This window comes from Nocardioides deserti (assembly GCF_014266025.1).
Classification (GTDB): Bacteria; Actinomycetota; Actinomycetes; order Propionibacteriales; family Nocardioidaceae; genus Nocardioides; species Nocardioides deserti.
This window is the reverse complement of record NZ_JACMYC010000004.1, coordinates 385,764-404,768: the sequence shown is the minus strand read 5'-3', so window position 1 is coordinate 404,768 and position 19,005 is coordinate 385,764. Positions and strand designations below refer to the sequence as shown.

The 19,005-nt window shown below is 74.2% G+C and carries 20 protein-coding genes and 1 tRNA gene; 9 read left to right on the top strand and 12 right to left on the bottom strand.

Annotated elements, in window-relative coordinates; all coding sequences use genetic code 11:
• Positions 1–2: 2 nt before the first annotated feature.
• The gene (locus H7344_RS09895; protein WP_186345830.1) at positions 3–2,057 is read right to left on the bottom strand and encodes an ATP-binding protein; all 2,055 of its coding nucleotides are present in this window, start codon (positions 2,055–2,057) and stop codon (positions 3–5) included.
• 174 nt (positions 2,058–2,231) lie between these two features.
• On the opposite strand from H7344_RS09895, the gene H7344_RS09890 reads away from it, so the two are divergent.
• The 3 genes from H7344_RS09890 (at position 2,232) to H7344_RS09880 (ending at position 5,003) form a co-directional block, all read left to right on the top strand.
• On the top strand, positions 2,232–3,815 hold the full coding sequence (locus H7344_RS09890) for a phytoene desaturase family protein (protein WP_229706884.1): 1,584 nt from the start codon (positions 2,232–2,234) through the stop codon (positions 3,813–3,815).
• Between the two features lie 59 nt (positions 3,816–3,874).
• Positions 3,875–3,950, top strand: a tRNA-Lys gene (locus H7344_RS09885).
• Positions 3,951–4,028: 78 nt separating this feature from the next.
• A complete protein-coding gene (locus H7344_RS09880; protein WP_186345829.1) occupies positions 4,029–5,003 on the top strand; it encodes an alpha/beta hydrolase fold domain-containing protein in 975 nt (324 codons plus the stop codon).
• Between the two features lie 242 nt (positions 5,004–5,245).
• Here the strand turns inward: H7344_RS09880 and H7344_RS09875 are convergent, their stop codons facing one another.
• Positions 5,246–6,577 carry a serine/threonine-protein kinase gene (locus H7344_RS09875; RefSeq protein ID WP_186345828.1) on the bottom strand — a complete coding sequence of 444 codons (1,332 nt, stop codon included), beginning with the start codon at positions 6,575–6,577 and terminating at the stop codon, positions 5,246–5,248.
• A 197-nt stretch (positions 6,578–6,774) separates the two neighbouring features.
• On the opposite strand from H7344_RS09875, the gene H7344_RS09870 reads away from it, so the two are divergent.
• The gene (locus H7344_RS09870) at positions 6,775–7,725 is read left to right on the top strand and encodes a TIGR03557 family F420-dependent LLM class oxidoreductase (protein WP_186345827.1); all 951 of its coding nucleotides are present in this window, start codon (positions 6,775–6,777) and stop codon (positions 7,723–7,725) included.
• Positions 7,726–7,899: 174 nt separating this feature from the next.
• Here H7344_RS09870 and H7344_RS09865 read toward each other — a convergent pair whose 3' ends face one another.
• Genes H7344_RS09865 through H7344_RS09845 form a run of 5 tightly spaced genes read right to left on the bottom strand, consistent with a single transcriptional unit; the run spans position 7,900 to position 12,580 of the window.
• Positions 7,900–8,517, bottom strand: coding sequence for a flavodoxin family protein (locus H7344_RS09865; RefSeq protein ID WP_186345826.1), 618 nt, complete (start codon positions 8,515–8,517; stop codon positions 7,900–7,902).
• A gap of 22 nt (positions 8,518–8,539) precedes the next feature.
• On the bottom strand, positions 8,540–9,430 hold the full coding sequence (locus tag H7344_RS09860) for a glycosyltransferase family 2 protein (protein WP_222130445.1): 891 nt from the start codon (positions 9,428–9,430) through the stop codon (positions 8,540–8,542).
• A gap of 2 nt (positions 9,431–9,432) precedes the next feature.
• The gene (locus H7344_RS09855) at positions 9,433–10,461 is read right to left on the bottom strand and encodes a glycosyltransferase (RefSeq protein WP_186345825.1); all 1,029 of its coding nucleotides are present in this window, start codon (positions 10,459–10,461) and stop codon (positions 9,433–9,435) included.
• Positions 10,458–11,525, bottom strand: a complete 1,068-nt coding sequence (locus H7344_RS09850) for a glycosyltransferase family 4 protein (RefSeq protein ID WP_229706885.1) — start codon at positions 11,523–11,525, stop codon at positions 10,458–10,460. The genes H7344_RS09855 and H7344_RS09850 overlap by 4 nt, the downstream gene beginning before the upstream one ends.
• Complete coding sequence (locus tag H7344_RS09845) at positions 11,510–12,580, bottom strand: glycosyltransferase family protein (RefSeq protein WP_229706886.1); 1,071 nt, start codon at positions 12,578–12,580, stop codon at positions 11,510–11,512. Before H7344_RS09845 ends, H7344_RS09850 begins: the two co-directional genes overlap by 16 nt.
• Before the next feature lie 253 nt (positions 12,581–12,833).
• Here H7344_RS09845 and H7344_RS09840 point away from each other — a divergent pair, with 253 nt between their 5' ends.
• Together H7344_RS09840 and H7344_RS09835 are read left to right on the top strand one after the other, a co-directional pair.
• A complete protein-coding gene (locus H7344_RS09840; RefSeq protein ID WP_186345824.1) occupies positions 12,834–14,012 on the top strand; it encodes a zinc-dependent alcohol dehydrogenase in 1,179 nt (392 codons plus the stop codon).
• Positions 14,009–14,449 carry an SRPBCC family protein gene (locus tag H7344_RS09835; RefSeq protein ID WP_186345823.1) on the top strand — a complete coding sequence of 147 codons (441 nt, stop codon included), beginning with the start codon at positions 14,009–14,011 and terminating at the stop codon, positions 14,447–14,449. Before H7344_RS09840 ends, H7344_RS09835 begins: the two co-directional genes overlap by 4 nt.
• 57 nt (positions 14,450–14,506) lie before the next feature.
• On the opposite strand, the gene H7344_RS09830 is transcribed toward H7344_RS09835, so the two are convergent.
• A complete protein-coding gene (locus H7344_RS09830) occupies positions 14,507–15,175 on the bottom strand; it encodes a helix-turn-helix transcriptional regulator (RefSeq protein WP_186345822.1) in 669 nt (222 codons plus the stop codon).
• A 114-nt stretch (positions 15,176–15,289) separates the two neighbouring features.
• Here H7344_RS09830 and H7344_RS09825 point away from each other — a divergent pair, with 114 nt between their 5' ends.
• Together H7344_RS09825 and H7344_RS09820 are read left to right on the top strand one after the other, a co-directional pair.
• Positions 15,290–15,490, top strand: coding sequence for a hypothetical protein (locus H7344_RS09825; RefSeq protein WP_186345821.1), 201 nt, complete (start codon positions 15,290–15,292; stop codon positions 15,488–15,490).
• Entirely contained in the window at positions 15,487–16,125 is a 639-nt protein-coding gene (locus tag H7344_RS09820) for a methyltransferase (RefSeq protein ID WP_229706887.1), read from the top strand. The genes H7344_RS09825 and H7344_RS09820 overlap by 4 nt, the downstream gene beginning before the upstream one ends.
• Positions 16,126–16,264: 139 nt before the next feature.
• On the opposite strand, the gene H7344_RS09815 is transcribed toward H7344_RS09820, so the two are convergent.
• Genes H7344_RS09815 through H7344_RS09805 form a run of 3 tightly spaced genes read right to left on the bottom strand, consistent with a single transcriptional unit; the run spans position 16,265 to position 17,618 of the window.
• The gene (locus H7344_RS09815) at positions 16,265–16,513 is read right to left on the bottom strand and encodes a CDGSH iron-sulfur domain-containing protein (protein ID WP_186345820.1); all 249 of its coding nucleotides are present in this window, start codon (positions 16,511–16,513) and stop codon (positions 16,265–16,267) included.
• Positions 16,510–17,478, bottom strand: coding sequence for an iron-containing redox enzyme family protein (locus tag H7344_RS09810; protein WP_186345819.1), 969 nt, complete (start codon positions 17,476–17,478; stop codon positions 16,510–16,512). Before H7344_RS09810 ends, H7344_RS09815 begins: the two co-directional genes overlap by 4 nt.
• Positions 17,478–17,618: a hypothetical protein gene (locus tag H7344_RS09805; RefSeq protein WP_186345818.1), complete on the bottom strand. Its 141-nt coding sequence runs from the start codon at positions 17,616–17,618 to the stop codon at positions 17,478–17,480. Before H7344_RS09805 ends, H7344_RS09810 begins: the two co-directional genes overlap by 1 nt.
• A gap of 135 nt (positions 17,619–17,753) precedes the next feature.
• On the opposite strand from H7344_RS09805, the gene H7344_RS09800 reads away from it, so the two are divergent.
• Positions 17,754–18,086: an STAS domain-containing protein gene (locus H7344_RS09800; RefSeq protein ID WP_186345817.1), complete on the top strand. Its 333-nt coding sequence runs from the start codon at positions 17,754–17,756 to the stop codon at positions 18,084–18,086.
• Between the two features lie 289 nt (positions 18,087–18,375).
• Here the strand turns inward: H7344_RS09800 and H7344_RS09795 are convergent, their stop codons facing one another.
• Positions 18,376–18,879, bottom strand: coding sequence for a pyridoxamine 5'-phosphate oxidase family protein (locus H7344_RS09795; RefSeq protein WP_222130444.1), 504 nt, complete (start codon positions 18,877–18,879; stop codon positions 18,376–18,378).
• Positions 18,880–19,005 lie beyond the last annotated feature (126 nt).

The window sequence follows — 19,005 nt, the reverse complement described above, 5'->3', positions numbered from 1 at the left end:
GCTCAGGCGCAGACCGGCATCCGCACGCGGAACAGCGTGCCGTGGTCGACGGCCGACTCGACGTCGATGACGCCGCCGTGCTTCTCGACGATGGCGCGGGTGATGGAGAGGCCCAGGCCCGACCCGGGGATCGCCCGCTGCTGGGCGATGGAGCTGCGGAAGAAGCGGGAGAACAGCTGCTGGATCTCCTGCTGCGGGATGCCCATGCCGGTGTCGCGGACGTCGATGCGGATCTCCCCGCCCTCGGGCACGTCCGGGCCGGCGTCGACCACTCCGAGGTCGACCGAGACCGATCCGCCCTCGGGGGTGAACTTCACGGCGTTGCCGACCAGGTTGACCACGGCCCGCTCGAGCATCTCGCGGTCGCCGACGAAGGGCACCGGCTCCGCCGGCAGGTCGAGCGAGACGTCCAGCCGGCGGTGCGCCCACGCCGGGGCCACGACGTCGTACCCCTGCTGGACCACCTCGCGCAGGTCGAAGGCGCGCGAGCTGAGGGCGAGCCCGTCCTCGCTGAGGCGGGACAGGGTCAGCAGCTCGTCGATGAGCCCGAGCAGCCGGTCGCTGTTGTCGGAGACGCGCTGGAGGGCGCGGGCCTGGGCCGGCTCGAGCGCGCCGTACGAGCCGTCGCCGAGGAGCTCGAGGTAGCCGAGGATGCTGGTGATCGGCGTGCGGAGCTCGTGGCTGACCGAGGAGACGAACGCGTCCTTGGCCCGGTCGACCTCGCGGAGCCGGTCGACGGCGTCTCGTTCGGCCTGGAGCGCGTCGTGGAGCCGGTCCTGGGCTTCGACCTGGTCGGTGACGTCCTCGGAGGTGCTGACGTAGCCGATGGCGTCGCCGCGCTCGTCGACGATGCGGGTCAGCGTCATGGAGTGCATCCGCTCGACGCCGTCCTTGCGCAGGAAGCGCATGTGCGTGCCGGCGTGCTCGGCGCCCACGATCTCCCTGACGACCGAGTCGAAGTCGCGGGCGGTGCCCAGCTCGTCGGCCTTCTCGACGACCGACCGCATGGTGTGCAGGACCCGCGTCGAGCGGCCGAGCAGCTCCTCGGCGCGGTAGCCGAGCAGCCGCTCGGCTCCCGGGTTGACCAGGGTCAACAGGCCCTGGGGGTCGGCGCCGATGATCGCGATGCCGGTCGCTCCGTCGACGATGCTCCGCACCTTGTCGCGCTCGCTGCGCGCCTCTCGCGAGGTGACGATGTGTTGGCCGACCCGGATCATCAGCGGGACGACGATCAGCGCGCAGGTCGAGGCGAACGCCGCGAGCAGCACCCCCCGGGCGTCCGGCGAGAGGGCGAAGACCTCCGGGACCGCGGCGAACGGCCCGCGGCCGTACGTCGTCATGAGGATCGCGAAGAAGAGGAGCGCCGCCATCTGCGCGAGCGCCTCGAGCGGACGGATCCGCAGCGCGCCCCAGGCGAGCAGCGGGACGACCATGAAGGCCATCGAGGGCAGGTCCTGCGGGTAGAAGACGAGCGGCGTGATGACGAGGATCGCCGACCACTGGGCGACGCGTTCGAGCGGCCCGCCGACCGACCCGTGCCGGGGCAGCCGCATGAAGAACGGCAGCAGCGTGAGCTGCGAGGCCAGGTGCGCGGTGCCGAGCGCCAGCGCGACCGCCTCGGGCCGGCCGAACCCGGTCACCCACGAGGTGAGCGCGCCGGTGGTCGCGGCGACCCCGCCGGCAGCGGCGCAGGCGGCGAAGTAGCGCCCCAGGTCGGCGTCGCTGACCAGACGCGGCCGACCGTCGCTCCGGGCCCGGCCCCGGGTGAGCACCGCGAGGACCACGGCCGTCTCGAGCGTGATCCCCACCCCGTAGCCGACGGCCACGTCGCCGGGCCGCCCGCCGAGCCAGATCGTGCCGACCGCGACGCCGAGGACGACCGCCAGCAGGACCGGCGCCCACCGGCGCCTCGCCTCGATGAGGACAGCGGAGGCGACGCCGACCGGCCAGATCCCGATGACGTGCCCGTCGTCGGGGGCTGCGTGCACAGCAAGGAACCCGCTCGCGACCAGCGCAACGAGCAGGCCTCCGACCCGCAGCGCCGGGTCCAGCCTCACAGCCCCACCCCTCCCCGAGCGGACTCTCCGGGTCAGATGAAACACCAACCACTCCGCGCCTCGCAGGCGGACCGGCCGTTTCGTGACCTGCCCGTGTCCGAAGCGCGGCGGCCCCTCCCCTGCGCGAGGGGCGGACCCGGCGGGCGGCGGCGGGCCATGGCCTAGGTTGGGCCGGTGACCTCGGCAGATGCGGACCTGACCGGCACCACGTACGACGTCGTCGTGGTCGGCGGCGGCCACAACGGACTGGTCTCGGCGGCGTACCTCGCGCGCGCCGGGCTCTCCGTGCTGGTGCTGGAGCGGCTCGCGACCACCGGCGGCGCGGCGGTGTCCGCGGCGGCGTTCCCCGGTCGCGACACCCGGCTCTCGCGCTACTCCTACCTCGTCTCGCTCATGCCCGAGGCGCTCATGGCCGACCTCGGGCTCGACGTCACCCTGGTCTCGCGCTCCACCGCGTCCTACACCCCCGTGGTCCGCGACGGCCGGCCCGGCGGCCTGCTGGTCGAGCGGCCGGAGGGTCCGGCGACCGCCGCGTCGTTCCGTGACCTCACCGGCTCCGACGACGAGTACGCCGCGTGGCGCGAGTTCTACGCCGACGTCACCGACCTCGCGCACGTCGTCGCCCCGACCCTGCTCGAACCGCTGCCGACGGAGCGCGCCCTCCGCGACCAGGTCGACCCGGGCATCTGGCGCGACGTCGTCACCCGCCCGCTCGGCGAGGCCGTCGAGCGGCGGTTCCGCGACGACACGGTCCGCGGCGTGGTCGCCACCGACGCGCTCATCGGCACCTTCGCCTCCCTCGACGACCCGTCTCTCATCCAGAACCGCTGCTTCCTCTACCACCTGGTCGGCAACGGCACCGGGGAGTGGCGGGTGCCCGTCGGCGGCATGGGCGCGGTCACCGACGCTCTCGCGCGGGCGGCCACGGAGGCCGGCGCGACGATCCGCACCGGCGCCGGCGTCAGCGCCATCCGCGCGCACGACGACGGCGCCGAGGTCGACTGGCACGACGGCGAGCGCCGGCGGACCGTCGGGGCCCGGACCGTCCTCGCCAACGTGGCGCCGTGGGTGCTGCGGATCCTGCTCGGCCAGCCGGAGGACCCGGCGACCAAGCCGGTCGGCTCGCAGCTGAAGATCAACGTCCTGCTGGACCGGCTCCCGCGCCTGCGCTCGGGTGTCGACCCGGCCGTCGCGTTCGCCGGCACCCTGCACCTGGCCGAGGACTACAGCCAGCTCGCCCGCGCCCACGCCGAGGCCGCGGCCGGGCAGGTGCCGACCGTGCTCCCCGGCGAGGTCTACTGCCACTCGCTCACCGACCCCTCGATCCTCGGCGACGTCCCGGACGGCACGCACACGCTGACCTACTTCGGCCTGCACACGCCAGCGACCCTGTTCGACGCCGACCCCGACGCGAAGGCCACCGCGGTCGCCCGCGCGATCGCCTCGCTCGACGAGCACCTCGTCGACCCGATCGAGTCCTGCGTGGCCCGCGACGCCGCCGGCAACCCGTGCATCGAGGCGAAGATCCCCCAGGACGTCGAGCGCGACCTGGCCATGCCCGGCGGCCACATCTTCCACGGCGACCTCGACTGGCCCTGGGCCGCCAACCGCGCCCGTCTCGACACCCCGGCGCAGCAGTGGGGCGTCCAGACCGACGTCGAGTCGGTGCTGCTGTGCGGCTCCGGCGCCCGCCGTGGCGGCGCCGTCTCCGGCATCGCCGGGCACAACGCGGCGCAGGCCGTGCTCGCTGCCCGCTGACTCGCCTCTCGATTTCTCCCGGCGGCCGGCCGCTGGTAACGTAGTCGTCGCTTCACCGGGCGCCATTAGCTCAATTGGCAGAGCAGCTGACTCTTAATCAGCGGGTTCGGGGTTCGAGTCCCTGATGGCGTACCACTTCCGGCTCCGACCAGCAGCGATGCAGGTCGGAGCCGGTCCTCGTTTGCGGGCAGCGCAGGCGGACAACGGATCCGCATGACTGTGCACTGGGAGGTCGACGGCCGCGCGCCGACGCTGTGGACCCGGCTCTACGTGCTGGGCATGCGGGCGCGTCGCGACAAGCAGGCGTTCGAGGGCGAGGAGCACACGCTCGCCAAGGCGCGCCAGGCGCAGCGCCGGGGCGACGCGCCGCCGACCCGCCTGACCCGGTGGGTACGACGCGTGGCCACCGCCCCGGAGGCCGGGCAGCGCGACGGGATGACCACCTGGACGGTCCGGCCGCGGCGGACCGCCCCGCGAGCACGGGTGCTCTACGTGCACGGCGGCGGCTACGTCCACCCACTGACCACGGACTACTGGCGACTGGTCCGCGCGCTGTCCGGCCGCTCCGCCGCCGCCGAGGTCGTCGTGCCGGCGTACCCGCTCGCGCCGGACGCCACCGTCGACGACGCGCTCCCCTGTCTGCTCGACCTGGCCCGCGAGGCGGCCGCCGACGACCTGCCGCTGGTGCTGATGGGCGACTCGGCCGGTGGCGCGCTCGTCCTCGTCCTGGCCAGGTGCCTGCGCGACGAGGGCGGCCCGCAGGCGGACCGCGTCGTCGCGCTCAGCCCTTGGCTCGACCCCACGCTCGACGAGGACGCCGTGCGCGACCTCGAGGCGACCGACCCGATGCTCGCCGAGTCCGGACTGCGTGCCGCGGCCCGCTGGTGGGCGGGGCGCCGACCGGTGACCGACCCGCTCGTCGACCCCCTCCGCGACGACCTCGACGGCCTGCCGCCCCTCCACCTGCACATCGGCGACCGCGACATCCTGCGTCCCGCCGTCGACGCCCTCGCCGACCGGGTCCGCGGCAGCCACGGCGACCCCGGCGACCCCGGCGAGCGCATCGACCTGCGGGTGCACGAGGTGCCCGCGATGTTCCACGTCTGGATGACCCGGGCCATCCCGGAAGCCGCACGCAGCCGCCGCCAGCTGGCCGCGCTCGTCCGGGAGGTCGGCGCGACCAGCTGAGCCGCCCGGGTCAGTCGCAGGCCGGGCAGGCCATCCGCACCGGCGAATCGGCGCACAACGGCCCCGCCTCGTCCGCCGGGCGTGCCGTGGCCGTCAGCTGCGGCAGCAGGGCCTCCCCGCACCGCGGACAGACGCTCGGGTCACCCCGGTGCCGGTCGTCCTTCTCCTTCGTCCTGTTGGTCATCCGATCTCCCTCTCCCTCGTTCCCCCGGTGACCGCCGGTGACGTCCGCCACCGGCGCCTCAGCCGCGGCCCCGGCCCCTCCCGCCGTTGCCGCGGCCCGGGTGGCCGTGCTGGTGGCCCTTGGCCTTGCCCTGTGGGCCGCTCCGGGCTCCGTTCCCGGGTCCTCCCGGGGCCTTGTCCTCCGCCTTCCCCGGCGACTCGTTCCGGGGCTCGCTCCGGTCCCTCGCCCCGTCTGTGCCGCGGGCGCGTCCGTCGGTCCCTCCCCGGACCGACGGACCGCGGGGCGCGGTCGTTCGCTGCTGGGTCGCGTCGTCGGTGTCGGCGTCTGTGGTCGCGGTGCGCGCGAGCTCCGACGCCGGCTGGATGCGGGCCGGCGGTGGCGTCGGCGGCTCGTCGCTGATGGCCGGCTCCGGCGACCCCAACGTCCCGAGCGCGGCGACCGCACCGACCACGAGCGCCGCGGCCACCCCCACCCACCGCGCCGTACGTCGCCGGGCGGGCGCGCCCGCGAGCCGGACCGACCGGGTCGGTGGCCCGGCGGTCGCGGCGTCGACGGTGGGGGCCGGACCGGGCAGCGGCGCGGTGACCGGGCCGTCGGTCGCGAGCGCGCGCAGGGCGGGGGCGACGGCCGCGGCCGGCGGCCGCTCGGCGGGGTCGCCGGCCGTCATCGCGGCGAGGAGCCGCGGCCAGCCGGGCGGGAGCGACAACGGGATGGTCGGGCCGTGGTGCAGCCGCGCGAAGGCCGACTCGGTGGACGTCCCCGGGAACGCCCGCGCGGCGGTCAGCGCCTCGAGGAGGAGCAACCCGAGCGCGTAGACGTCCACGGCCGGGCCGACGCCCTCGCCGCGGACCTGCTCGGGCGCGAGGTAGGCGATGGTGCCGACCGTGTGGCCGGTGCGGGTCACGCCGATGTCCTCGCCGAGGAGGCGCGCGATCCCGAAGTCGGCCAGCTTGGCAGCGCCCTCGGAGGTCAGCAGCACGTTCGCGGGCTTGACGTCGCGGTGGACGACCCCGCGGGCGTGGGCGTGGGCGAGCGCCTCGGCGACCTGCGCGCCGACCCGCGCGACGAGCGACGGGTCGAGTGGCGCGTCGGGCAGGAGCGCCGCGACGGTGCCGCCGTCGACCAGCTCGAGCACGAAGTACGGGCGGCCACGCTTCGTACCCACGTCGAGGAGCCGGACCAGGCCGGGGTGGTCGAGCCGGGCGAGCAGGCGCGCCTCCGCCTCGAACCGCAACCGCGCCGTCGTCTCCTCCTCCAGCGCGCTCGGCGCCAGCAGCAGCTTGACGGCGACCTCACGCTCGAGCACGCGGTCCCAGGCGCGGTGGACCTCGGCCGATCCGCCGCGGCCGAGCACGGCACGCAGCTCGTAGCGCTCGTCGAGCAGCTCCATCCGGTCCTCCGGGCAGGGTCGGGCACGGCACGGGCGGCCGGGGGACCGCCCTCGCGCGGCGGGGGACCCGCGCTCCGGGTCCGGTGCCCACCGGAACGGGTCGCAAGCACCGACGACCGCTCGGATCGGCCGGGTGCCGGCGCGGGTCCCGGGGTACCTCTCCCCCGCGCCACCACGACCCGGGAGGAGACCCCCAGATGCGCTTCGGATACTTCCTGTCCTGTGAGGAGTACACCCCGCAGCAGCTCGTCGAGCAGGCCGTCGCGGCCGAGGAGGCCGGCTTCGAGGCGCTGTGGATCAGCGACCACTACCACCCGTGGAACGACGAGCAGGGCGAGAGCGCGTTCGTCTGGTCGGTGATCGGCGCGCTGTCTCAGGCCTCATCGCTGCCCGTGACCACGGCGGTCACCTGCCCCACCGTGCGCGTGCACCCCGCGGTCGTCGCCCAGGCCGCGGCCACGGCGTCGGTCATGCTCGACGGCCGGTTCACCCTCGGCGTCGGCACCGGCGAGGCGCTCAACGAGCACATCCTCGGCGGGCCGTGGCCCTCGCTCGACGTACGCCTCGAGATGCTCGAGGAGGCGGTCGACCTCATGCGCGAGCTGTGGACCGGCGAGACCGTGACGCGGCAGGGCAAGCACTACTCGGTCGACACCGCGCGGCTCTACACCCTCCCCGACCAGCCGGTGCCGGTCTACGTCTCGGCCTTCGGCCCCAAGGCGCTGCAGACCGCCAAGGCGATCGGCGACGGCTTCATCAGCACCGCTCCCGACGCCGACTCGATCACGGAGTTCAAGGACGCCACCGGCGGCAAGCCCGCCCAGGGCGGCGTCAAGGTCGCCTGGGCGGCCACCGAGGACGAGGGCGTCGACCACGCCCACCGGCTGTGGGCCAACGCCGGCCTCCCCGGCGAGCTCGCCCAGGTGCTGCCCTCCCCCAAACACTTCGAGCAGGCTTCACAGCTGGTCACCCGCGAGTCCACCGCCGAGAGCATCGTCGCCGGCCCGGACATCGCCCGGCACGTCGAGCAGCTCCAGCAGTACGTCGACGCCGGCTACGACGAGGTGTACGTCGCCAACATGGGCCCGAACTACCTCGACATGATCCGCGCCTACGGCGCCGAGGTGCTTCCTCAGCTGCGCGGCTGAGCCGGTCCCGGGCGAGGGGGCGGGCCGGGTCCGGGCCGGGTCCGGGCGCCACTTTCCTGCCTTCGTGCCCGCTTCTCGGCCATTGCGATGGCAGGAAAGCGTCGGCATCCCACGTTCACTTGGGATGCTGGTGCTTCCCTGCCTTTCTGCGCCCGAGCCGCCCGAGCCGCCGCCTCAGGCGGGGTACGGCGCCGCCTTGAGCAGCCTTGCCAGGTGGGCGCTGTTCTTGGCGGCGGTGTCGTTGGTGCCGGCGGTCTTCTCGGGCGTCTCGTCGTGGTCGGCGTAGTCGACGGCCTGCATCGCCTCGCCGACCCAGTACGTGCTGCCGTTCGCGGCGATCGAGAAGCCGGTGTCGTTGAGCGCCTGGAGGCACTCGGCCACCACGTGGTGCGCGCCGTCCTCGTTGCCGACGACCGCGACGGCGGCGACCTTGCCGTAGGTCAGCATCCGCCCCTCGTCGTCGGTCTCGCCGAGCTCGGCGTCGAGCCGCTCGAGCACCATCTTGCAGACCGAGGACGGCTGGCCGAGCCAGATCGGCGTGGCGACGACGAGGACGTCGGCGGCGAGCATCTTCCCGCGGATGGTCGGCCACTCGTCGCCGTCGCCCTCGTCGGTGGTGACGCCGAAGCGCACGTCGTGGTCGACGACGCGCACGACCTCGCCGGGGGCGCCGTACGCCGCCAGCCGGTCGAGCACCTGGGTGCCGATCAGCTCGGAGCTGGAGTCCTCGCCACCCTTCTTCAGGGTGCACACGAGGACGAGCGAGCGGAGGTCGTCGGTGGGGTTCGCCATGCCGGGCCGGTACCCACCCGCCTCAGGCGCGCTCCCACCCGTCGGCGGTGCGCCGCACGAGCCCCTGCTCCTCGAAGGCCATCAGCCACCCCCGCATCGGCCACTCCCCCCACCGCTCGTGGAAGAGCGCGCCGTTGCGCAGGATGTCGTCGAGGTGCCGCACCGGCGGGCTCTCGACCGGGTGGTGCTGGTGGTAGGCGCGAGCGCCGCCGACCCAGCCCAGGTCCAGCCCGGCGGCGACGGCCGAGCGGCCGAAGTCGGTGTCCTCCCCGCCGTAGCCGGCGTAGTCCTCGCAGAAGCCGCCGACCCGCGTCCACCCCTCGGCGGACACCGCGAACGAGAGCGACCAGAACAGGTCGGGGTCCGCGCCGGTGACCAGCTCCCCGCGCGCCGGAGCGGGCCGCGCCGGGTGGGGGTCGTCGAGCTCGTCGAGCCGGTCCAGGTCCGCGCCGCCCCGCCCGGGCGGCAGGTAGGTGACCGGGCCGGACCACAGCACCCCGGCCCCGCGCTGCGCCGCGTCGGCGTACGCCGCCACGAGCTCGCGCCCCGGGAGGCAGTCGACGTCGAGGAACACCACGACGTCCGCGCCGCGCTGGATCACCTCGCGGCCTCCACGGTTGCGGGCGGCGGCCAGCGGGAGCCGGCCGTCGGGCGGGACGGCGACCGGCACCACCCGCGACGGCAGGCCGTGGACCACGCGGGAGGTGATCTCCGGGTCACCCATCGCGACCACGACGTAGTCGTCGGGCAGCCGGTCGGACCGGGCCAGCGCGCGGTGCTGGTGGCGCAGGTGCTCGTGGCGGCCGTGGGCGACCGTGACCACGCCGACCCGCACCGGGCGGCCACCGCCGGCCGGAGAGCCGGCGGGAGATCCCTCGACGGCCGATGCCGTCGTGCTGGACGTGCCGGGCATGCTCACCCGGTTCCCTCGTCGACCACGCGACGTACCACCGCGGCGGCGCGGGCCGCGGCGCCGTCGTCGCACCACCCCGCCCACGCGGCGCCGTCGAGCGCACGCGCCTCGTCCAGCAGCGCGGACCACCCGGTCACCGGGAACGTCTCGCGCGCGATCGCCGGCCACGGACCGGCGTCGAGCAGCCGCGCGGTGGTGCGTTGCTCGTCGTGCGGGCGGTCCTGGGGCACGACGACGCAGGGTCGGCGCAGCGCGGCGACCTCGGCGAGCGCGTTCTGCCCGGCGTGGGTGACGACGACATCCGCCTCGGCGATCGCGGAGCGCGGGTCGTCGACCCAGGGCGCGGTACCGCCGAGCACGGACCACTCCCAGTCCGGCGTCTCCCGGCGGGCCTCCGCGAGGAGCACCGGGTCGAGCTCGTGGCCGCCGGAGCCGGCCAGGTAGGTGACCCGCGGGGCGCCCGGCCGGCGCGGGGCCGGCTCGGCGACGGCGTACCGCGCCAGACCGCCGACCGCCGTCACCCGCTCGGCGAGCGACGCCGGCCGCACCATGCCGAGCGCGGTCGCCTCGGCTGGCCAGAACGCCAGGAGGGCGTCGGCCACGTCGGCGCCGAGCAGGTGCGGGTCGTCGTCGCGGACGCCGGGCAGCACGGCAGAGACGACGGGTACGCCGTGCAGCCGGGCGAGCAGGCACACCTCGACCGACACGTCGACGACCATCGCCCGGGGCGCGGTCGCCCCGATCCATGCCGAGATCGTGGCCATCCGGTCGCGGAGGCCGGCGGCATGGCGCGGCACCCAGTGCAGCCTGCCGCCGGCGGTCACGGCGTCACGCGCGGCGTCGACATCCTCGTCGTCGCGCGCGAGCTGCACCCACGGACCGGGCCAGCCGGCAGGTTCCGGCAGGGTCGAGAGCCCGGTGACCTCCACCCCGTCGCGGGCGAGCTCCGCGGCGATCGAGCCGGCGCGGTGCAGGTGGCCGCGGCCGACGTGGTGGACGTAGTAGCCCACCCCTGGAACGACCCCGGTCATGCAGCGAGCGAGCGGTCGACCAGGTCGGCGTAGAGCCGTTCGTACTCGTCGGTCATCCGGGTCAGCGAGCAGTGCAGCTCGGCGTGGCGCCGGACGACGGCCCGGTCGCAGTCGCGGGCGGCCAGCACGGCCCGTGCCAGGTCCTCGACGTCCCCGGGCCGCGCGAGCACGCCGGCCTCGGGAGCGACGACCTCGGGCAGCGCGCCGCGGGCGTACGACGCCACCGGGGTGCCGCACGCCATCGCCTCGGCCGCGACCAGCCCGTAGGGCTCGTCCCAGGCCGGGGTGGTCACCGCCACCGACGCGTGCCCGAGCAGACCCGCGAGCGCGGCGTGGTCGAGGTGGCCGACGTACGTCGCCCCTTCACCCAGCCGGGGGGCGATCTGCTCCTCGAAGTACGCCGGGTCCGACATCGGCCCGGCCAGCAGCAGCGGCACGCCCGCAAGCCGGCACGCGTCGACGGCCTCGTGCGGCGCCTTCTCCGGCACCAGCCGGCCGGTCCACACGGCCGGTCCACCGCCCGGTCCGGGTCGCCAGGACGTCACGTCGACCCCGTTGTGCACAGCGGTGGCGTCGGCGACGTGCGACCACGCCCGCGCGGTGGCCCGGCTGACCGCGACGAAGGAGGAGGTGTCTGGCGCCAGCGCGATCGCCGACTCCAGCCACGGCAACGGCGGGGTGTGCAGCGTCGTCACGACCGGGACCGAGAGCGACCGCGCCATCGCGACCGGCAGGTGGTGCAGGCTGTTGTTGTGCACCACGTCGAACCGGCGGTCCTCGCCGCCGGCGAGCGAGAGCATCAGCGACAGGTAGGCGTGGTGCTCGGCCATCCAGTGCCGCGACGGCGCGTTGACGTCGCCCATCGCGACCTCGCTCGGCTCGAACTCCGGCAGGTCGAGCAGCTCGACCGGCAGCGCCGGGTCCGAGCCGGGTCCGGCGAACAACGAGACGTCGTGGCCGCGGTCCACCAGCTCACGGGCCAGGGCGTGGGTCATGGCCTCCAGCCCACCGGCGAACGGCTCGGCCACCGGGAACCGGCTGGAGGCGATCAGGCAGATGTGCACCGACGACCCGCCTTCTCCAGCGCCGCGGCGTACACCCGGTCGTGCGCGGCGGCCACCTCGGCCCGCTGCCGACGACGCTCGTCGATCGAGGCGCCGAGCCGCGGCCGGGTCTCGTAGGCGGTGCGGACCGCCTGCGCGAGGGTGTCGGCGTCGTACGACTCCTCGGCGTGGACGTAGGACAGCACCGGCCCCTGGTCGGCGTAGTAGCCGCAGGTGGGCGCGACCACGGTCGTGCCCAGGTCGCGGCAGGCCTCGAGCCAGCCGGAGTGGGTGCCGAAGCGGTAGGGCAGCACGGACACGTCGAGCGAGGAGAGGTACGCCCACAGCTCGGCGTCGCTGAAGTAGTCGTGGACGCGCAGGTCGACGAGGCCGTCGCGCTCGAGACCACGGAGGTACGTCGCCAGGCGGTCGTCGCGGCGCGCGCCGTCGTCGTCCATCACGTCGTGGTGCGCATCGACCTGGAGCACCGCGCCGGGCAGCGCGGCGATCGTCTCGACCAGCGCCGGCAGGATCGTCATCGGCGCCATCCCGGCGCGCAGGCTCTTGACGTGGAGGCCGACCCGGAAGGCGTCGGTGCGGCGGCGGGCCCGGGCGTCCTGCGCCACCGCCATCGTGCGCAGGTCGACGACGTGCGGGTGGGGCACCACCGTGGCGGTCCGGCCCCAGCGGCGCTCGATCTCTGCGGCGGCACCGCGCGTGAGCGTGACGAGCTCGTCGGCGGCGGGGACCAGCACGTCGAGCTGGGCGTCGTGGAGCGTGCGGTCCTCGTGGTGGGGGTTGCGCAGGTCGTGGACGGTCTGCACGAGCGGGCGGCCGGTCTCGCGCAGCGCGCGCACGAGCTCGGTCAGCTGCTCGGGGCTGCGGGCGTCGAACCCGAAGTGCAGGTGGAGCAGGTCGAAGTCGTGCTCGCGGACCCAGTCCGCCTCGAGCATCGCGGGCGGCCACCAGACCTGCGAGTCGGCCGGACGGCCCTTCGGCCGCGGGTCGGGCAGCCGCCGGGGAGCGGGGCCCGTCTCGGGCGCGAGGTGCCGGACGTAGACGTGCCCGGACGGCACGGAGGCCACCGTCACGGGTCGGTCCGCGCGCGCGTGGCGACGGCGGACCGAGGTCACCGGGGCAGGGTCGACGAGCGTCACTGCCCGCCGGTGCCCCCTGGCGTGATGCGCGACCTCACCCCAAAGGACGAAAGCGGCTCGTGCCCACCGACCCGCGGACGCCCCGTGTGCCCGGGGACGAGCCGGGTCACCGGACGGTCGAGACGCACCCACGGACGAAGCGGCCCGCGCGGCCGACGAGGAGGAGCACCGGATGAAGGCAGTGACCTGGCAGGGATCGCAGAACATGCAGGTGGTCGAGGTGCCGGACCCCACGATCGTCGACCCCACGGACGCGATCATCAAGGTGACCTCGACCGGGCTGTGCGGATCCGACCTCCACCTCTACGAGCCGCTCTCGCCGTTCATGACCAAGGGTGACGTCGTCGGCCACGAGCCGATGGGCGTCGTCCAGGAGGTCGGCCCCGGAGTCAAGGACCTCAAGGTCGGCGACCGGGTCGTCGTGCCGTTCAACGTCAGCTGCGGCACCTGCTGGATGTGCTCGCAGGGCCTGCACAGCCAGTGCGAGACGACGCAGAACCGCGAGCACGGCACCGGCGCGAGCCTCCTGGGCTACAGCAAGCTCTACGGCCAGGTCCCTGGCGGCCAGGCCGAGTACCTCCGCGTGCAGTTCGCCGACACCCTGCCGATCCGGGTGCCCGAGGGTCCCTCCGACGACAGGTTCCTCTACCTCTCCGACGTGCTGCCGACGGCGTACCAGGCCGTGCGGTACGCCGAGCTGCCGGACGACGGCGTCCTGCTCGTCATGGGCGCCGGCCCGATCGGCGACATGGCCTCCCGGATCGCGCTGCACGAGGGCCACCGCGTGATCGTCGTCGACCGCGTCCCCGAGCGGCTCGAGCGCGTCCGCGCCCGCGGCGGGGAGACCATCGACCTCGACGCCGTCGACGACCTAGCCGAGGAGGTCCGCAGCCGCACCGGCGGTCGCGGCGCCGACTCCGTGATCGACGCGGTCGGCATGGAGGCGCACGGCAACCCGGCCGCCGAGAAGGCGATCAAGGCCGTCGGTCTGCTCCCCGACGCCATCGCCGAGCCGCTGATGCTCAACGTCGGCTTCGACCGCCTGGCCGCGCTGCACGCCTCGATCGACTGCGTCCGCCGCGGCGGCACGGTCTCGCTGTCCGGCGTGTACGGCGGCGCGACCGACCCGATGCCGATGTTCCAGCTCTTCGACAAGCAGGTGCAGCTGCGGATGGGCCAGGCCAACGTCCGGCGCTGGAGCGACGACATCCTGCCGCTGCTCACCGACGGCGACCCGCTCGGCACCGAGGACTTCGCGACCCACCACCTCCCGCTGGACGCCGCGCCCGAGGCGTACGCCAAGTTCCGCGCCAAGGAGGACGGCATGGTCAAGGTGGTGTTCCGCCCGTGAGCACCACCACCCGCCGCATCCACGCCACCCCCGAGCAGGTCTGGGAGGTGCTGTGCGACGGCTGGCTCTACCCGCTGTGGGTGGTCGGCGCGTCGCGGATGCGCGACGTCGAAGAGAGCTGGCCGCAGGTCGGGGCGAAGCTCCACCACTCGGTCGGCACCTGGCCGTTGCTCATCGACGACAACACCGAGGTGCTCGAGGCGCGTCCGCCCTCGTTGCTGGAGCTGAAGGCGCGCGGTTGGCCCGCCGGCACCGCCCGGGTCCGGCTGCGCCTCGACGCCGTCGGCACCGAGACCGAGGTGACCATCGAGGAGGACGTCGAGGACGGCCCCGGCCGGCTCATGCCCAAGCCGTTGCGCGACCTCCAGCTCGGCTGGCGCAACGTCGAGTCGCTGCGCCGCCTGGCGTACGTCGTCGAGGGGCGCGTCGCGGGCTGACCCGACCCTTCCGCCCAGCCCCTGCGTCGTCCGTCGGCCGGCCCCGGTCCCGAGGCTTCAGTCCTCGCGCTGGGTCCGGCCGTCGACGTGGCGGACGCGGTCGGGCTGGAACCCGTGCTCGATGCCGAACGCCACCGCCTGCGCGCGCCGGTTGACGTCGATCTTGCGGTAGAGCGTGCGGATGTAGGTCTTGACCGTGTTGACGCCGATGTAGGCGCGCTGGCTGATCTCCTGGTTCGACAGACCCTGGGTGATGAGGGCCAGCACCTCCGACTCGCGCTGGCTCAGCCCCAGCTCCTCCCCCGGCCAGCGCCCGAACTCCCCCGACTCCGCCGGCTCGGTCGCCTCCGGGGTGACCGTCTCCCCGCGGTGCACCCGCTCGATCAGGTCGACGAGGTCCTCCGCGCTGATCCCCTTGGAGAAGTACGCCGCCGCACCGTTCTCGAGCGAGCGCTGCACCAGGTCGGGCTGCACGTTCCAGCTGAACACAGCGACCTTCGCGTCGGTCCCGTGCAGCAGCGCGTCGATGTCGGTCAGGTCGCCCTGCACCTGCCCGAAGGAGTCGTAGAGCACGACGTCGACGTCGCTCGCGACCGGTGTGCGACTGTCGAGCTCGACCACCTCGACCCGGTCGGCGAACGGCTGCAGCAGCGCGGCGACGCCCGCGACGACCAGCTCGTAGTCGTTCACGATCGCTATGCGCACGGGGCGCGTCTGCTCGGCCATGGGAGCATCCCACCACACGTGCGCCGGGCCGTTCATGCGCGGACGGCACCGCATGGCCGCCGCGGCTTCGGGACACAGGGCGGGCATGTGCCTGTGCCGAGACGGGGAGCCGTCATGACCGACCACAAGCCGGTGGACAACCGGCGTGCCCGCTACCTCATCGCCGCTGCCGTGCTGGTCCTCGTGGTGGTGGTCGGAGCGGTCTACTTCCTCATCGTCGGGATCCGCGGGGACGAGGAGGACACCGGCCCGAAGAGCCCCACGACCGACGTCGTCGTCCCAGGCCTCCTGATCCACGCGGGCGCGGGCCGGTGACGGCCCGTCCCGGCACCGCGGTGGGCGAGCAGGTCGCCTTCGGACCCCTGACCATCATCTTCGACGAGCGCGTCCTGCGGCCCCGGCCCTGGACGGTCGGCCAGTCCGAGTGGGCGGCCGAGCTGCTGGCCGACGCGCCGGCCGGACCGGTGCTCGAGCTGTGCTCGGGAGCGGGCCAGATCGGCCTGCTCGCGGTGCACGACAGCGATCGGCAGCTGGTCTGCGTCGACGCCAACCCCGTCGCGTGCGCCTACACGCTGCAGAACGCCGCGGCGGCCGGCCTGGGCGACCGGGTCGAGGTCCGCAACGGCGACCTGGCCACGATGGTGCCGACCGACGAGCGGTACGCGCTCGTCGTCGCGGACCCGCCGTGGGTGCCCGCCGCCGACACCGGCCGCTTCCCCGAGGACCCGCTGCTCGCGATCGACGGCGGCAGCGACGGCCTCGTCGTCGCGATCGCCTGCGTCGAGGTCTCGGCGGCACACCTGCTGCCTGGCGCCTCGCTGCTCATCCAGCTCGGCAACGTCGAGCAGGTCGACGCCCTCGCCGGCTCGGTGGCCGCCCGCTCCGGCCTCACCCTCGACTCCACCCGCGTCTTCGAGCGCGGCGTCGTCGCCCGGTTCGTCCGCGGCTGAGCCGGCCGGTAGTGGCCGGCCGCGTCGTGTCGTTCATCAAGGTATGCAGACGAACCGGCACCGCGGCCGCCGTCGGTTTCCCTGCATACCTGGATGAGAACTCCGGCCGGATGGTCCCAGGCCAGCGGTGCGAGTCCCGCTAGGGACGCAGCTTCTTCGGCAGCAGCTTGTGCGTGCCGTCGCACCACGGCTTGGTGGCGGACTTGTTGCACCGGCAGACGGCGCTGACCGGGCGGGTGGTGCGGTGCCGGTTGCCCTCGGCGTCCTCGATGACCGCGTCGCCGCGCAGCAGCATCGGGCCCTCGGGGCACATCACGATCGTGGGCCGTTCCTCGACCACCGGGCGTGCGGCGGGGTCGGGCGTCGGGTCGGCGGACTGGGCGCTCATGCGTCCACCCCCCAGCGCTCGAGCAGGTCGCGGGCCTGGCGGTCCTCGGTGTCGAGGCAGGCGAAGGCACCCAGGAAGACGTCGTCGGCCAGGTTCGGCTCCATCGCGACGAGGGGCACGCAGATGTCACGCACGGCGAGCTGCTCGTGGACGGCGTCGGCCTCGACGTGCTCGCGGTAGTACTCGACGATCTCGTCGGGGAAGCCGAGGCGCTCGAGGCCCTGGGCCATCCGGCGCGACGGGATCGAGCTGGTCGCCTCGAACGCCGCCAGGTGGCCGAGCGAGGCGGCACGCAGCCGCCGGTGCAGGCCGAGGAACGACTGGACGTTGTTCGACTCCAGCACCGGCACGGTCGCCTCGTCGACGTACGCGCCGTACTCCGACCGGAGGCCCGCAGCCTCGAGGCCGCGCTCGAACAGGTGCTGGTGCAGCCGGGCGGGGTTGCCGTCGCCGTACTCGTCGAACTGCAGCTCCATCAGCGCGGCCTTCGGGCCGGTGGGCAGCCGCGGGACGACCCAGGCGGAGGGGTCGGCCTCCTTGAGGTGGTAGACCGACTTCTGCCGGAGCAGCTCCATCGTCTGTGCCTCGGTCGCGTCGGTCTGGACGTAGCGCGCCATCGACGGCCCGTCGTGGGCGGCGATGTAGTCGAACAGGTCCTTGGCAAGGTCCTCCACGCGGTCGCTGGTGCGCTCGGGCCGGTGCGCGTCGTACCGCTCACGCAGCTCGGACTCCAGCACCTCCTCGAGCCCCGCCCGCACGCGCAGCACGTCCGGGCTCCACTCCCAACGGTCGTCGACGTCCTCGAAGCCGCGGTAGTGCAGCTCGTACGACGCCCACAGAGCGATCGCGCGGTCCTCGGCGTCGTCGGCGACGCCGGCATCGAGCACGACCGCCGTGCCGGGCTCCTCCCGCAGCGCGGTGAACAGCTGCTCGCTGAGCGTCCCGCGGGCCTTCGGCAGCAGCATCAGTCCCGGCTCCCGTCGTCCTCGCGGTCCAGCCGGTGCCAGACACCGCGGCAGTCGCGGAACCCGGTCCCCGGTCCGTCGGCGATCGGGAGGTCCACCTGCGTGGGCGGCGCCGGGCGCCCGTCGGTCAACAGCGTCATGCCGCCCCGGTGACCGGCCCCACCGCCCCGGAAACCTGCGCTGTCCACAGGCGGCGGCGCCCGAGCCCCCGGAACTACCCCGAGGGGTGAGGACATGGGTTTCGGGACCGCTCGCCTCGCCGATAGGGTCGAGCCATGCTCGAACGGCCTTTCTCGTCCTCCCACGCCGATGGGGTCCTGACCCTCGGCGGGTCCATCGACGAGTACGCCATCGCCGCGCTCCGCAGCGCGATCAAGGAGCACTCCGACGAGCACCGCCGTCCGCTGACCGTCGAGCTGAGCGACGTCGACTTCCTGCCGAGCGTCGCGGTCGGCGTGCTCGCCACCGGCCTGCGCCAGGCGGAGGAGAACGGCGCGGAGCTCGCCCTCGTCGCGGCGCCCGGCACGATCGCCCACCGCGTCCTCGTCATCACCGGCATGCCGTTCTTCGAGGCGGTGCCGGAGCACGGCACCCCCGGCACCGTCTGACTCAGCACCGTCTGACCCGTCTCCACTGCTCCGTCGCTCACCGGCGGCTCGGCTCTTCACCCGATGGGGTGAAAACCACATCGGATGTGATTGCCGTTCCGGTCGCCCGGGTACTTCCCGAACGCCGGCGGTTCCTCCGTAAGGGCCTTACGCAGACCCTGTGGCTGCGGGGACGACCGCCGGCGCATCTCTCACCGGACGATCGCGACGTCCGGACGGCACGAGGCCCGGCGCTCGACAAGCGCCGGGCCTCGTCGTCCGTGCGGGGACGGTGACCGCGGCAGCCGGGCTACAGGTCGACGGATCCGGTGTCGGCGTCGTAGGTGTCGCCGGTCAGCTTGGTCTTGGCGAAGCTGATCAGCGAGGCGACCTTGCCGCCGGGGCTGTCCCAGTACTCCCCGTGCTCCACCGCGACGTGGATGAGCACGGCCTGCGGGTCCTCCGGCCCGCCGGGGAGCCAGGCCTCCGCGAAGGTGTTCCAGAGCTCGCGCAGCTTCGCCTCGTCGTCGACCACGGTGGCCGCCCCGCGCAGGGCGACCCAGGAGTCGCGGGCCGAGAAGGTCAGCCCGACCTGCGGCCGGGCGCGCAGGTCCTCGACGTGCTGGGTGTCGCGGGCGGTGATGAACCACAGGTCCGCGGTGGGCTCGACCTCCTGCCGCGCCATCGGGACCGACCGCATCCGTCCCTCGGCGTCGACGGTTGTCATCATCGCGATCGGCATGTCGTCGATCAGGTCGACGAGCTTGCGCTCCTCCGCGTGCGGGGTGTCCTGGCCGGTGCTGGCGTCGCTCACGTGGGTTCCCTCCCGGTGGTCGAGTGGTGCGTACGCCGCTCGGCGCGGCGTCCTCGTGCGGTACCCCCGCCGTGGGGGCCCGCACACGGCCCAGCCGGTTCGGAGCCGATCCGCCAGCCGCACCTG